Here is a 13,524-nt window from a genome sequence, read left to right as displayed (position 1 = left end):
GCAGTCCCCAGAGACGAGGAATCAATCCGTGAGCGACGTCCGTAACGTGATCATCATCGGCTCCGGGCCCGCCGGCTACACGGCGGCGCTCTACACCGCGCGCGCGTCGCTCAAGCCTCTTGTGTTCGAGGGCGCCGTCACCGCGGGCGGCGCCCTCATGAACACGACCGAGGTGGAGAACTTCCCCGGCTTCCAGGACGGCGTCATGGGCCCTGAGCTCATGGACAACATGCGGGCGCAGGCCGAGCGCTTCGGTGCGGAGCTGATTCCGGACGACATCGTCTCGGTCGACCTCAGCGGTGAGATCAAGACCGTCACGGACACCGCGGGCACCGTGCACCGGGCGAAGGCTGTCATCGTCACCACCGGCTCCCAGCACCGCAAGCTGGGGCTGCCGAAGGAGGATGTCCTCTCCGGACGCGGCGTCTCCTGGTGCGCGACCTGTGACGGCTTCTTCTTCAAGGACCAGGACATTGCCGTGATCGGCGGCGGCGACACCGCTATGGAGGAGGCCACCTTCCTCTCCCGGTTCGCCAAGTCCGTGACCATCGTCCACCGGCGCGAAACGCTGCGCGCCTCCAAGGCGATGCAGGAGCGTGCCTTCGCCGACCCGAAGATCAAGTTCGTCTGGGACAGCGAGGTCGCCGAGATCCAGGGCGAGCAGAAGCTCTCCGGTCTGACGCTGCGCAACCTCAAGACCGGCGAGACGTCCGAACTCCCCGTCACCGGGCTGTTCATCGCGATCGGCCATGACCCGCGCACAGAGCTCTTCAAGGGCCAGCTCAACCTGGACGGAGAGGGGTACCTCGAGGTTGAGGCGCCCTCGACCCGGACGAACCTGACGGGTGTCTTCGGCGCCGGCGATGTCGTCGACCACACCTACCGCCAGGCGATCACCGCGGCCGGCACCGGCTGCTCCGCTGCTCTCGATGCCGAGCGCTTCCTCGCCGGACTCGCGGACGGCGAAGCTGCGGAGCCCGAGAAGACCGCTGTCTGACCCCCATCCGCCCCACCGCACCAACCAGTTAAGGAGCCCGCTGTGGCCGGCACCCTGAAGCACGTGACCGACGACTCTTTCGAGGAGGACGTCCTCAAGAGCGACAAGCCCGTACTGGTGGACTTCTGGGCCGCCTGGTGCGGTCCGTGCCGCCAGATCGCGCCGTCTCTCGAGGCCATCGCCGCCGAGTACGGCGACAAGATCGAGGTCGTCAAGCTCAACATCGACGAGAACCCGGGTACGGCCGCCAAGTACGGCGTCATGTCCATCCCGACCCTGAACGTCTACCAGGGTGGCGAGGTCGCCAAGACCATCGTGGGTGCCAAGCCGAAGGCCGCGATCGTGCGCGACCTCGAGGACTTCATCACCGAGTAGTTCAGCAAGCCGTCGCCCGCAGGCGACGATGTTTCACGTGAAACATGGATGGGCCGACCCAAGCGGGTCGGCCCATCCATATGTCAGGCCGGGCCGACGATCGAACAGCCAGTCTTCTCCACCGGACCGCGCGACGAGCCCTACAACGGACGCAGAGCTGGTTCCTTCTGTACGGCCCCCAACAACCGGTCGAGCGCCAACTCCACGTCTTCCTTCCAGGAGAGCGTCGTCCGTAGCTCCAGGCGCATCCGTGGGTACGTCGGGTGTGGCCGAACGGTCTTGAAACCCACGGCCAGCAGGTGGTCGGCAGGCAGGACGCAGGCCGGCTCCTTCCACCGGGCGTCCCCGAAGGCCTCGATGGCCTTGAAGCCCCGCCGCAGCAGATCCTTGGCAACCGTCTGGACCATCACACGCCCGAGCCCCTGGCCCTGGAAGTCCGGCAGGATGAAGGCCGTCATCAGCTGGATCGCATCAGGCGAGACGGGGCTCGTGGGGAATGCCGTCGAGCGCGGTACGTAGGCGGGCGGTGCGTACAGCACGAAGCCCACCGGTACGTCGTCCACATAGACAACCCGGCCGCATGATCCCCACTCCAGCAGGACGGCGGAGATCCATGCTTCCTTCTCCAGGTCGGGGGTTCCTGCCTTTACCGCGGCCTGGCCGCTGACTGGGTCCAACTCCCAGAAGACACACGCGCGACAGCGCTCGGGAAGGTCCTGAAGGTTGTCCAGCGTGAGCGGTACGAGCCGGCGCCCCATGAAGGCAGTTCCTCACTTCCTTCGCCCGCGGCGTCGCGGGCGGCTGTCAGAGCGCTCCGTTCCCTGAGCAGGCTGCCGACGAACCCGCCGACCGCCCCGATCCCAAGCCCCGCGCTCACCAGTCCGGTGCGGCTCACCGTTCGCATGGCCTCCGCCTTCCCACAGAAGGTGCTGGCAGGTGAATGAGCCTTACCCGATCGCATCGTATCGACGAAGCGATTCCATCGATACCGCCAGAAAGCAAAGAGCGGGCCGTGTTCCGGTACACACCGGACACGGCCCGCTCCGCTGGTCGGCCGGTCGGAATCGACCCGCCGACCCAAACTCAGGACTCCGTGTCCTCGGAGTCGTCGTCCAGCAGACTCTTCTGCAGAACGGGCCCCTCACCCGGTGCGAGCGACCCGAGGATCCGCTCAAGGTCCTCCATCGAGGCGAATTCGACGGTGATCTTGCCCTTCTTCTGGCCGAGGTCGACCTTCACCCGGGTCTCGAAACGATCCGAGAGACGGGTCGCAAGATCACTCAGCGCCGGAGAGACGAGAGCGCCGGCCCGCGGCCCCTTGGAACGCGGAGCCGACTGCGGCCGAGAACCCATGAGCGTAACAATCTCCTCGACAGCCCGCACCGAGAGCCCCTCGGCCACGATCCGATGAGCCAGTCGGTCCTGCTCCTCCGAATCCGCGACAGAGAGCAGAGCCCGCGCATGTCCGGCGGAAAGAACCCCGGCGGCGACTCGACGCTGAACCGACGGCGAGAGCTTCAGCAGACGCAGAGTGTTGGAGACCTGAGGACGTGACCGGCCGATCCGATCCGCCAGTTGATCGTGCGTGCAGTTGAAGTCCTGGAGCAGCTGATCGTAGGCGGCAGCCTCTTCCAAGGGATTCAGCTGAGCTCGGTGCAGGTTCTCCAGGAGGGCGTCCAGAAGAAGTTTCTCGTCGTCCGTGGCTCGCACGATCGCCGGGATGGCCTCAAGCCCCGCCTCGCGGCAGGCCCTCCAGCGCCGCTCGCCCATGATGAGCTCGTAGCGTGACGGTCCCGCCTGCCGTACGACGACCGGCTGAAGAAGCCCGACCTCCTTGATGGAGGTGACCAGTTCTGCGAGAGCGTCGTCGTCGAACACCTCTCGGGGCTGGCGTGGGTTCGGCGTGATGAAGTCGAGAGGCAGCTCGGCGAAGTATGCACCCACAGGTGCCGCCGGAGCCTCCCCGAACACGCTCGTCGGCGACTCTTCCGTTTCAGGTGAAACAGAGGCAGGCGGAAGTGCGGCCACCTTGGCCGCAGCCACCCCGCGCTCCGCGGTGAGCACCGGTACGGCTCCCGGCGACGTGGATGCTCCACCCATCGCCGGCGGCACTGCCTTTTCCCCTGTCGGTGCAGCAGGGATCAGTGCGCCGAGACCACGGCCCAACCCCCTCCGTCGCTCGCTCACTGGATCCCCTCCACGATGCTCTGTTCGTTGTGTGCGCCCATGTGGGCGTGCTGCGCGTCGTAGGCCACGCCTGCTCCGCGCAATGCGATCTCTCGCGCCGCCTCAAGATACGAGAGGGCGCCACTCGACCCCGGGTCGTAGGTCAGCACCGTCTGCCCGTAGCTGGGGGCTTCGGAGATACGGACCGAGCGCGGAATGCTCGTCCGTAGCACCTCCTCGCCGAAGTGGCTGCGTACCTCGTCGGCTACCTGAGATGCGAGGCGCGTCCTGCCGTCGTACATGGTGAGCAGGATCGTCGACACGTGCAGGTCGCGGTTGAGGTGCCCCCGCACGAGGTCGACGTTGCGCAGCAGTTGGCCCAAGCCCTCCAGGGCGTAATACTCGCACTGGATCGGGATGAGGACCTCGGCGCCCGCGACGAGCGCGTTGACCGTCAGCAGGCCCAGAGAGGGCGGGCAGTCGATGAGGATGTAGTCCAGCGGCTGCTCGTACGCCTGGATCGCCCGTTCCAGGCGGCTCTCACGTGCCACCAGGGACACCAGCTCGATCTCCGCGCCGGCGAGATCGATCGTGGCAGGCGCACAGAAGAGGCCCTCGACATCGGGGACTGGCTGAACGACCTCGGAGAGTGGCCTGCTGTCGATCAGCACGTCGTAGATCGAAGGAACCTCGGCGTGATGGTCTATGCCCAGCGCAGTGGAGGCATTGCCCTGGGGATCCAGATCGATCACCAGGACACGGCCGCCGTGTAGCGCAAGTGAGGCAGCAAGGTTGACCGTGGTCGTGGTCTTACCGACCCCGCCCTTCTGGTTGGCAACCACCATCACGCGGGTCTGCTCAGGCCGTGGCAGGCTCTCGCCCGCTCGACCTAGAGCCTCCACAGCAAGTTGGGCAGCACGACCGATGGGAGTGTCGTCCATCGGGGGCGGTGTTTCACGTGAAACATCGTCCCCGATCGACTCGGCTCGGGGACCGGGGACCGGATCGGTCATCGGTCCCGCGATGTTGGCGTCGGACCGCAAGGATTCACTCTCCTCGACTTCAGGCTCGCAATGAACAGAGCCTCCCATGCCTTCGGGGTCGTGAACCAGCGAGGCCCGTGCTTCTGTGGAGAAATCCACCTCTGTGGACAACTCCGTACCCTCTCCGGGGGGCGCGCTGGCGCCAGGAGAGGACCCTTTCCTGAAAGATCCAAGGGATCCCAGGGGGTTACGGTCGCGGGGTTCGGCCGCGGCGTGGCTACGACCGATGATGCCGTGCAGCAGTGAGCGACGTTTCACGTGAAACACGATGCACAGCACGCGGGGCCGACACCGCGCGACACTCCGGCACGCATAGGTGGGGCAGCTTGTGTGGAGTACGTCCCGTCGTCAGGACGGATCAGTCAGCGAGTCCGCAATCCGACAACACGTACTCACGGAACGAACCCACCACCCCGACAGCACGCACCTGCGACCGGTCGCCACTGCCGGACAGCCGTCAGCGGCGCCTTCTGACTCTTCCCGCCCGCGCCGCCTTCGCCCGTTTGGCCGCGAAACGCACGCCCCCGGGGCTCTCCCCGACCTCTACACGCACCACGGTGGCCAGCGGATCCACAGCACCCTCACCGACGTGCAGCACAGTGGTGTCCACGGCTCCGAGCTTACTCAGGGCGGCCCCAGCGCTCTTGACCTCTTCCTCCGCGGTGTCGCCCTTGAGGAGCAGCATTTCTCCGTACGGGCGCAGTAGCGGCACACCCCAAGCCGCGAGGCGATCCAGCGGAGCCACCGCCCGGGCCGTCACCACGTGGACCGGCTGCAGCGTGCCGAGGACCTCCTCAGCCCGCCCGCGGACGACGGTGACATGGTCGAGCCCGAGCAGCTCGACCACCTCGGTGAGGAAGTTCGTGCGCCGCAGCAGCGGCTCAAGCAGCGTGATCTTGAGGTCCGGGCGGACGAGCGCCAGGGGGATGCCGGGTAGCCCGGCACCGGACCCCACGTCACACACCGTCACACCCTCGGGGACCACTTCCGATAGCACGGCACAGTTCAGCAGATGCCTTTCCCACAGTCGGGGCACTTCACGGGGACCGATCAGACCGCGTTGAACTCCCGCGTCGGCCAGCAACTCCGCGTAACGAACCGCGTCCGCGAAGCGATCACCGAATACCGCCCGAGCCTGCTCGGGCGCAGGGGGGAGCTCCGCTGCCTCCGTCACGGGGAACCGTCCTTCCGTACTGCTTGAGCGCACTACGCGCTGACTACAAGGACTATCAGGAACTTTTCAGAACTATCAGGCTGACAAAGTTCGGCCCCGCCTGCGAACACAGACGGGGCCGGGAGTACGACGTGTCAGTGCCGCGGCACTGGATCAGGCGGGGAGCACAACGACGAAGCGCTGCGGCTCCTCACCCTCGGACTCGCTGCGCAGGCCGGCAGCCTTGACGGCGTCGTGGACCACCTTGCGCTCGAAGGGGGTCATCGCCTGCATCTTCACCGGCTCGCCGGAGCTCCTGACCTCGGCCGCTGTCTTCGCGCCCAGCTCGGAGAGCTCCTCACGCTTCTTGGCGCGATAGCCCGCGATGTCCAGCATCAGCCGGCTGCGGTCCCCGGTCTCCCGGTGCACGGCCAGGCGGGTGAGTTCCTGGAGCGCCTCCAGCACCTCGCCGTCACGGCCGACCAGCTTCTGCAGGTCGCGGCTGTTGGAATCACTGATGATCGAGACAGCCGCACGGTCGGCCTCGACATCCATGTCGATGTCGCCGTCGAGGTCGGCGATGTCCAGCAGACCCTCAAGGTAGTCGGCCGCGATCTCGCCCTCCTGCTCCAGGCGGGTCAGGGTGTCGCCACCCTCAGGGGCAGCGGTGGTGGTGCCTTCCGTCACGGGATGGACTCCTTCTTACTTCTTGGACGGGGACTTGGGCCGCTGCGGGCCCTTGCGCTGTCCGGACTGGGCCTTGCTGCGGGTGCCACCGGACGCGGACTTGCCGCCTGCCGGCTTGGGGCCGGGCTTGGAGTCCTGCGGTTCGTCGGACTTGCTGAGGGAGGTCTTCGGCGCGGACTCGTCCGCGGCCTTGGCACCGCTCTGGACCGGGCCGGACTGCCGCTGGGACTTGCTCTGGCGCTTGGGCTGCTGGCGCTTGGGAGCGCCACCCGTCGCCGGGGTGCCGTCCTCGGTCTCGACCACGGTCGAAGCCTCGCTGGTCACCACGTTGCCGTCGGCCTGCGCCGCCAGGCCCGCCTTGGTCAGGCCGTTGATGAACTTGCGTTCGAAGTCGTTGCGGTCGCGGCCCTTGGCGACGATGGCCTTGACGATGGCCTTCTCCCCACGGCCGCGCGTCTTGCCGTGCTGCGTGACGCGCTTGTGCAGGCGCTCAAGGTACGAGGCCTGAGCCTTGGAACCCGGAGTCGGGTTGTTGTGGATGACGTACATCTGCTGGCCCATGGTCCACACGTTGGTGGTCAGCCAGTAGACGAGGACACCGACGGGGAAGTTGATACCGAAGACGGCGAACATGATCGGGAAGACGTACATCAGCATCTTCTGCTGCTGCATGAACGGCGTCTTCACCGTCGTGTCGACGTTCTTCGTCATCAGCTGACGCTGTGTGTAGAACTGCGAGAACGACATCAGGACGATCATGATCGCCGTGACGACACGCACATCGGTGATCGTCGAGCCCAGGGCCTGGACCTTGGAGTCGCTGTCCGTGAACTTCGCGGCCAGCGGAGCCCCGAAGATGTGCGCCTTCTGCGCGCTCTCCAGCAGCCGGTTGTTGATCACGCCGATGGTGTCGTTCGACGCGATGCTGTTGAGCACGTGGTACAGGGCGAAGAAGAACGGGGACTGCGCCAGGATGGGAAGGCACGAGGAGAGCGGGTTGGTGCCCGTCTCCTTGTACAGCTTCATCATCTCTTCGGACTGACGCTGCTTGTCGTTCTTGTAGCGCTCCTGGATCTTCTTCATCTCAGGCTGGAGCGTCTGCATCGCCCGAGTGGCCTTGATCTGCTTCACGAAGAGCGGGATCAGGCAGATACGGATCAAAATCACCAGGGACACGATGGACAAGCCCCAGGCCCAGCCCGTGTCAGGGCCGAAGATGCCGCCGTACACCGAGTGGAACTGGACGATGACCCAGGAAACGGGTGTCGTGATGAAGCTGAAAATGCCGGCAATCGTGTCCACTAATCAGGCTCCTTGAGCATGGGACGGAGTCTCGGCGGCCGGGCTCGAGGGATGGTTGGACATACCGTGCCCCTCGGTGGCCGGTTCGGCGGCGGAGTTCCCGCCCTTGCGTGCACGCCAGGCGTTACGCGGCATTTCGTGCCACCGCGGACGCTTGCGCGGCGGGACATGGTCCACACCGCCCAGCGACCACGGATTGCACCGCAGGATGCGCCAGGCGGTGAGTGCCGTTCCCTTGATCGCACCATGACGGTCGATGGCCTGGTACCCGTAGCGGGAGCACGACGGGTAGTACTTGCACACCGGCCCGAGCAACGGGCTGATCGTCCACTGGTACAGCTTGATAAGAGCCAGCAGCGGGTACTTCATCGCGCGCCCCCTCCCAGTAGCCGCTCCAGGGCGGCATCCAGGTCTCGGGCCAGCTGGGCATGGTCGGCGTCACCCGCACCGGGCAGCGCTCGTACGACTACCAGGCTACCGGGGGTCAGCAGAGCCACTCGCTCACGCATCAGATGGCGAAGCCGACGCTTCACCTTGTTGCGCACGACGGCTCCGCCCACGGCTTTGCTGACAACGAAACCCGCACGCGTCGGGGGAGCGCTCTCCCCAGGCGCGTGCGGGTCCGTTACACCGCCACGTAGATGGACGACAAGAAGCGGGCGTCCGGCCCGGCGTCCTCGGCGTACCGCGGTCGCGAAGTCCTCGCGCCGCCTCAGCCGATGCTCGGTAGGCAGCACGTCATGGCCTGTTAAGTGATCAGGCGGACAGGCTGGAGCGACCCTTGACACGGCGGTTCGCGAGAATCGCGCGGCCGGCGCGGGTGCGCATCCGCAGGCGGAAGCCGTGGGTCTTGGCACGACGACGGTTGTTCGGCTGGAAGGTGCGCTTGCTCACTCGGGGGCTCCAGAAAGAATCGGTAGTTGCGGGGTGCCGTCTTGGCTGTCACCGTGCGCCCACGAGTAGCTCGCTTACGCCCGAGTGCACCGCTTCCCGATCACTGTTCGCGATCTGTGCCCATCGGAGGCAGGCGGCAGCAGCCATCGACAACTCGACCTGGTTACGGTACGCGCGGCTGCGCCGTCCGGTCAAACCAGCGTTACGCAGGAGACACTGTCCACAGGCTGGGGACAACAACTTGAACCGCATGGGTCGCCCTGACTACCGTGGCCGGACTCCGGTTCGTTCCCTTCTCTCCGCTCCATCTCATTCGTTCCGGCCGCTCCAGCTGCTTCGTCCACCTCGCCCAGCGAGTTACAACCCGATCCGTCCCAGGAATCACACCTTCGTGGGACCCGTGAGAGAGCGTGCCCTGTGGCTGACGTACCTGCCGATCTTGCCGCAGTGTGGCCACGAGTATTGGAGCAACTTCTCGGCGAGGGCCGCGGGCAGGGCGTCGAGACGAAGGACGAGCACTGGATCAAGCGCTGCCAGCCGCTGGCGCTCGTGGCGGACACCGCGCTGCTCGCGGTCCCGAACGAGTTTGCGAAGGGCGTCCTGGAAGGGCGCCTGGCGCCGGTCGTCAGCGAAACCCTGAGCCGCGAGTGCGGCCGCCCGATCCGTATCGCGATCACCGTCGACGACTCGGTCGGGGAGTCCCCCACACCCCCGGCCCCGCCCGCCCAGCAGTCCCAGCCGCGTTATGAGGAGCCCGAGCACCCGTCCTCGCAGGGCCGCGACGGCTACCGGGGATACGGCCGCCACCGCGCGGACGCCCGTATGGACGACCACCCCCAGGGCCGCCCGGACCAGCAGCCGCCCTCCCACGAGGACCAGCTCCCGACGGCCCGCCCCGCATACCCCGACTACCAGCGGCCCGACCCCGGCGCCTGGCCGCGGCCCTCTCAGGACGACTACGGATGGCAGCAGCAGCGGCTGGGCTTCCCGGACCGTGATCCCTACGCGTCCCCGCCGCGGGACTACCGGCAGCAGCCGGGCCGCTCACCGTACGAGCAGCGGTCCGACTACGACCAGCCGCGCTCCGACTACGACCAGCGCCCGGACCGCCGTGAGCGGCATGAGCCGCCGTCTCCGTCCGGTATGGGGCATGTCCACCGCGGCGGTCCCGTCGGCTCGTCGCTGCCCGCCTCCAGTGGCGCACCGGGCCCACTGGCCGCGCAGCCGGCGCCCGCGACGGGCCCCGGCGAGCCCACCGCGCGACTCAATCCGAAATACCTCTTCGACACCTTCGTCATCGGTGCCTCGAACCGTTTCGCGCACGCGGCCGCGGTCGCCGTCGCCGAAGCGCCGGCCAAGGCGTACAACCCCTTGTTCATCTACGGGGAGTCCGGTCTCGGCAAGACGCACCTGCTGCACGCGATCGGGCACTACGCGCGCAGCCTCTACCCGGGCACCCGGGTGCGGTACGTGAGCTCCGAGGAGTTCACCAACGAGTTCATCAACTCAATCCGTGACGGCAAGGGCGACAGCTTCCGCAAGCGGTACCGCGAGATGGACATCCTGCTCGTCGACGACATCCAGTTCCTGGCGGACAAGGAGTCGACGCAGGAGGAGTTCTTCCACACCTTCAACACGCTCCACAACGCGAACAAGCAGATCGTGCTCTCCAGTGACCGGCCGCCCAAGCAGCTGGTGACGCTGGAGGACCGGCTGCGAAACCGTTTCGAGTGGGGACTCATCACTGATGTCCAGCCGCCCGAGCTGGAGACCCGTATCGCCATCCTCCGTAAGAAGGCGGTGCAGGAGCAGCTGAACGCCCCGCCGGAGGTGCTGGAGTTCATCGCGTCCCGCATCTCGCGCAACATCCGCGAGCTGGAGGGCGCGCTGATCCGGGTGACGGCGTTCGCGTCGCTCAACCGGCAGCCGGTGGACCTCGGTCTGACGGAGATCGTCCTCAAGGACCTGATCCCGGGCGGCGAGGACTCGTCCCCGGAGATCACCGCGCCGGCCATCATGGCGGCCACCGCCGACTACTTCGGCCTCACGGTGGACGACCTGTGCGGCTCCTCGCGCAGCCGGGTCCTGGTCACGGCCCGCCAGATCGCCATGTACCTCTGCCGCGAGCTCACGGACCTCTCCCTGCCGAAGATCGGCGCGCAGTTCGGCGGCCGCGACCATACGACCGTCATGCACGCCGACCGCAAGATCCGCGCGCTGATGGCCGAGCGCCGCTCGATCTACAACCAGGTCACCGAACTCACGAACCGCATCAAGAACGGCTGACACCCACGGCGGTACGTCGCCGACGGCGCCCCGGGACTCGTTCCCGAGGGCGCCTTTCACCGTTCCGGCACCGTCCTCAGCCGCTCCCGTACGCGTCCTGAGGACCGCTCGTACCCGTCCTGAGGACCGCAATCCGGAGACCCAGCGCCCTTCCCGGGCTCTCAGGGACCCTCGCAGACCCCTCCCGGACCGTGCCTGGAGCCGTTCCGCCGTTACCCGACAGCTATCGGCTGTTCGAATAGGCGCCTGGTTACGGCCGTCCTCCACAGATTCGGTGACTTTCTCCCGTCCACATCCTGGGGATCGAGAAGTTGTCCAGATCGTGTCCACAGGGGCTGCCGCTGAAGGAGCATCAGCCCAGCTCAGTCGCCTGTGGATTCGTGGACAAACGTTGTCCACAGGCTGTGGACAAGAAAATGATCCACAGGCTGTGCAGGAAGTTCTCCACCGGCGACCCACAGGCTAGAGCCAGTTGTCCCCAGTGATCGTCAGCTTCTCCACATCGCTGTCCACTGTTCGGCAACGCGACGCGCGTTCTCACCGTGTCGAGTGAAAGGCGTCACACGAAGGTGCCGGGGCGGCCTGTGGGGAACGTGGGCAAACCTGGGGACGGAGCTGGGGAGAACTACCCCCTCCCTGTGCATCGAGTGTGCAGAACTTTTCCCCGTCCACAGAAGGCGCCTGTTATCCACCGCCTCCACCCACAGGGCCGGTGGACAAAAAACCGGCTCTGACCTGCGAAAACGAGGTTATCCACGGTATCCACAGCCCCTACTACTACTACCAACTAGAGAGAGCCTGGCAACCGTTTCGAAGTCGGGGCTGTGCACAACTCTCGGTCGGCGCCCCAGGTGCCGCTCGGAACGACTTGACCCCGAGGGGCACCGACTGTCAGTGCGGTGCGTCAGACTGGTCCCCGGCGTCCGGCCCATCGGTGGGCTGAGCAACGCCGAGTCAGACGACGAAGGCCAAGCAGGGCGAGAGCGCCGGCAACAGACGGAGGCGGCAACGGTGAAGATCCGGGTGGAACGCGACGTACTCGCGGAGGCAGTGGCCTGGGCGGCACGCAGCCTCCCGGCCCGTCCACCGGCGCCTGTGCTCGCCGGCCTCCTTCTGAGGGCCGAGGAGGGTGCGCTGAGCCTCTCCAGCTTCGACTACGAGGTCTCGGCACGCGTCTCGGTGGACGCGGAGATCGACGAGGAAGGCACGGTGCTCGTCTCCGGCCGCCTGCTCGCCGACATCTGCCGCGCCCTCCCCAACCGCCCGGTGGAGATTTCCACAGACGGTGTACGGGCGACCGTGGTCTGCGGCTCCTCCCGCTTCACCCTCCACACCCTGCCGGTGGAGGAGTACCCGGCGCTGCCGCAGATGCCGTCCGCGACCGGCACCGTCCCCGGTGAGGTCTTCGCCTCCGCCGCGGCCCAGGTGGCCATCGCGGCGGGCCGTGACGACACGCTGCCCGTCCTCACCGGTGTGCGTATCGAGATCGAGGGCGACACGGTCACCCTCGCCTCGACCGACCGCTACCGCTTCGCGGTCCGCGAGTTCCTGTGGAAGCCGGAGAACCCGGAGGCGTCCGCCGTCGCCCTGGTGCCCGCCAAGACGCTCCTGGACACCGCCAAGGCCCTCACGAGCGGCGACAGCGTGATCCTGGCACTGTCCGGCTCCGGCGCCGGCGAGGGCCTGATCGGCTTCGAGGGAGCCGGCCGGCGTACGACCACGCGTCTGCTGGAGGGCGACCTCCCGAAGTACCGCTCGCTGTTCCCGACGGAGTTCAACTCGATCGCCGTCATCGAGACCGCCCCCTTCGTGGAGGCCGTCAAGCGTGTGGCTCTGGTCGCCGAGCGGAACACTCCGGTGCGACTGAGCTTCGAGCAGGGCGTGCTGATCCTTGAGGCCGGCTCCAGCGACGACGCACAGGCTGTGGAAAGGGTCGACGCCCAGCTGGACGGCGACGACGTCTCGATCGCCTTCAACCCGACCTTCCTGCTCGACGGACTGAGCGCCATCGACTCCCCGGTCGCGCAGCTCTCCTTCACGACGTCCACGAAGCCGGCGCTCCTCAGCGGCAGGCCCGCCCTGGACGCCGAGGCGGACGAGGCCTACAAGTACCTGATCATGCCGGTGCGGCTCAGCGGCTGACGAAGAGCCGCAGGTGAGGGCGTACGTCTGAGCGGCTATGCCCACAGGTGTGCAGGAGAGTCCGGGTTTAGGCTCGGACACCGGTACGAAAGTGCCCTCCTGCCACGTCGCTAGTGAAGGAACAACCTGATGGAGCTCGGTCTCGTCGGCCTCGGCAAGATGGGCGGCAACATGCGCGAGCGCATCCGCCGCGCGGGCCACACCGTCACCGGATACGACCGCAACCCGGACCTCGCCGACGTCCACAGCCTCAAGGAGCTTGTGGGCAGGCTCAAGGGTCCGCGTGTGGTGTGGGTGATGGTCCCGGCGGGGGGTCCCACCCAGGGTGTCATCGACGAACTCGGGGATCTGCTGGACGCCGGTGACGTCGTCGTGGACGGCGGCAACTCGCGCTGGACGGACGACGAGAAGCACGCAGGGGAGCTGGCGGCCAAGGGCATCGGCTTCGTGGACGCCGGCGTCTCCGGCGGCGTCTGGGG

Annotated in this window: 14 protein-coding genes; 5 read left to right on the top strand and 9 right to left on the bottom strand. The window is 66.9% G+C overall.

Going from position 1 to position 13,524, the window contains the following annotated elements:
- Positions 1 to 28: 28 nt before the first annotated feature.
- Positions 29 to 997 (top strand): thioredoxin-disulfide reductase, encoded by a 969-nt coding sequence (gene trxB, locus AB0D14_RS12220; RefSeq protein ID WP_362777464.1) that lies wholly within the window; start codon positions 29 to 31, stop codon positions 995 to 997.
- Positions 998 to 1,039: 42 nt separating this feature from the next.
- The gene (gene trxA, locus AB0D14_RS12215) at positions 1,040 to 1,372 is read left to right on the top strand and encodes a thioredoxin (protein ID WP_362777463.1); all 333 of its coding nucleotides are present in this window, start codon (positions 1,040 to 1,042) and stop codon (positions 1,370 to 1,372) included.
- Positions 1,373 to 1,512: 140 nt separating this feature from the next.
- On the opposite strand, the gene AB0D14_RS12210 is transcribed toward trxA, so the two are convergent.
- The 9 genes from AB0D14_RS12210 to rpmH all read right to left on the bottom strand — a co-directional run bounded on the left by AB0D14_RS12210 (position 1,513) and on the right by rpmH (position 8,617).
- Positions 1,513 to 2,130, bottom strand: coding sequence for a GNAT family N-acetyltransferase (locus AB0D14_RS12210; RefSeq protein WP_362777461.1), 618 nt, complete (start codon positions 2,128 to 2,130; stop codon positions 1,513 to 1,515).
- 325 nt (positions 2,131 to 2,455) lie between these two features.
- Positions 2,456 to 3,559, bottom strand: a complete 1,104-nt coding sequence (locus AB0D14_RS12205; RefSeq protein WP_362777460.1) for a ParB/RepB/Spo0J family partition protein — start codon at positions 3,557 to 3,559, stop codon at positions 2,456 to 2,458.
- Positions 3,556 to 4,629, bottom strand: coding sequence for an AAA family ATPase (locus tag AB0D14_RS12200; RefSeq protein ID WP_362777845.1), 1,074 nt, complete (start codon positions 4,627 to 4,629; stop codon positions 3,556 to 3,558). Before AB0D14_RS12200 ends, AB0D14_RS12205 begins: the two co-directional genes overlap by 4 nt.
- Before the next feature lie 409 nt (positions 4,630 to 5,038).
- Positions 5,039 to 5,755, bottom strand: coding sequence for a 16S rRNA (guanine(527)-N(7))-methyltransferase RsmG (gene rsmG / locus AB0D14_RS12195; protein WP_362777457.1), 717 nt, complete (start codon positions 5,753 to 5,755; stop codon positions 5,039 to 5,041).
- Positions 5,756 to 5,908: 153 nt separating this feature from the next.
- Positions 5,909 to 6,421 carry a R3H domain-containing nucleic acid-binding protein gene (locus tag AB0D14_RS12190; protein ID WP_362777456.1) on the bottom strand — a complete coding sequence of 171 codons (513 nt, stop codon included), beginning with the start codon at positions 6,419 to 6,421 and terminating at the stop codon, positions 5,909 to 5,911.
- A gap of 15 nt (positions 6,422 to 6,436) precedes the next feature.
- Positions 6,437 to 7,723 (bottom strand): membrane protein insertase YidC, encoded by a 1,287-nt coding sequence (gene yidC / locus AB0D14_RS12185; protein ID WP_362777454.1) that lies wholly within the window; start codon positions 7,721 to 7,723, stop codon positions 6,437 to 6,439.
- 3 nt (positions 7,724 to 7,726) lie between these two features.
- Complete coding sequence (gene yidD / locus AB0D14_RS12180) at positions 7,727 to 8,092, bottom strand: membrane protein insertion efficiency factor YidD (RefSeq protein ID WP_362777452.1); 366 nt, start codon at positions 8,090 to 8,092, stop codon at positions 7,727 to 7,729.
- Positions 8,089 to 8,460, bottom strand: coding sequence for a ribonuclease P protein component (rnpA, locus tag AB0D14_RS12175; protein WP_362777450.1), 372 nt, complete (start codon positions 8,458 to 8,460; stop codon positions 8,089 to 8,091). Before rnpA ends, yidD begins: the two co-directional genes overlap by 4 nt.
- 19 nt (positions 8,461 to 8,479) lie before the next feature.
- On the bottom strand, positions 8,480 to 8,617 hold the full coding sequence (gene rpmH, locus AB0D14_RS12170) for a 50S ribosomal protein L34 (protein ID WP_055512249.1): 138 nt from the start codon (positions 8,615 to 8,617) through the stop codon (positions 8,480 to 8,482).
- 417 nt (positions 8,618 to 9,034) lie between these two features.
- On the opposite strand from rpmH, the gene dnaA reads away from it, so the two are divergent.
- From dnaA to AB0D14_RS12155, 3 genes are all read left to right on the top strand, one after another.
- Positions 9,035 to 10,903 carry a chromosomal replication initiator protein DnaA gene (dnaA, locus tag AB0D14_RS12165; protein WP_362777449.1) on the top strand — a complete coding sequence of 623 codons (1,869 nt, stop codon included), beginning with the start codon at positions 9,035 to 9,037 and terminating at the stop codon, positions 10,901 to 10,903.
- A gap of 1,011 nt (positions 10,904 to 11,914) precedes the next feature.
- Positions 11,915 to 13,045 (top strand): DNA polymerase III subunit beta, encoded by a 1,131-nt coding sequence (gene dnaN / locus AB0D14_RS12160; protein WP_362777448.1) that lies wholly within the window; start codon positions 11,915 to 11,917, stop codon positions 13,043 to 13,045.
- Between the two features lie 129 nt (positions 13,046 to 13,174).
- Positions 13,175 to 13,524, top strand: a 350-nt coding sequence (locus AB0D14_RS12155; RefSeq protein WP_362777445.1) for an NAD(P)-binding domain-containing protein, incomplete at its 3' end; no start/stop codon positions are given.

The sequence above is a fragment of the Streptomyces sp. NPDC048484 genome, assembly GCF_040651415.1.
In the GTDB taxonomy this organism is placed as follows: Bacteria; Actinomycetota; Actinomycetes; order Streptomycetales; family Streptomycetaceae; genus Streptomyces.
The sequence above is the reverse complement of the archived record's forward strand: the minus strand, read 5'-3'. Positions and strand labels throughout refer to the sequence as shown.

Bases quoted from the DNA above. Each gene is read 5' to 3' on its own strand.
- yidD (WP_362777452.1), bottom strand. From the start codon at position 8,092: ATGAAGTACCCGCTGCTGGCTCTTATCAAGCTGTACCAGTGGACGATC.
- AB0D14_RS12200 (WP_362777845.1), bottom strand. From the start codon at position 4,629: ATGGGAGGCTCTGTTCATTGCGAGCCTGAAGTCGAGGAGAGTGAATCC.
- AB0D14_RS12210 (WP_362777461.1), bottom strand. From the start codon at position 2,130: ATGGGGCGCCGGCTCGTACCGCTCACGCTGGACAACCTTCAGGACCTT.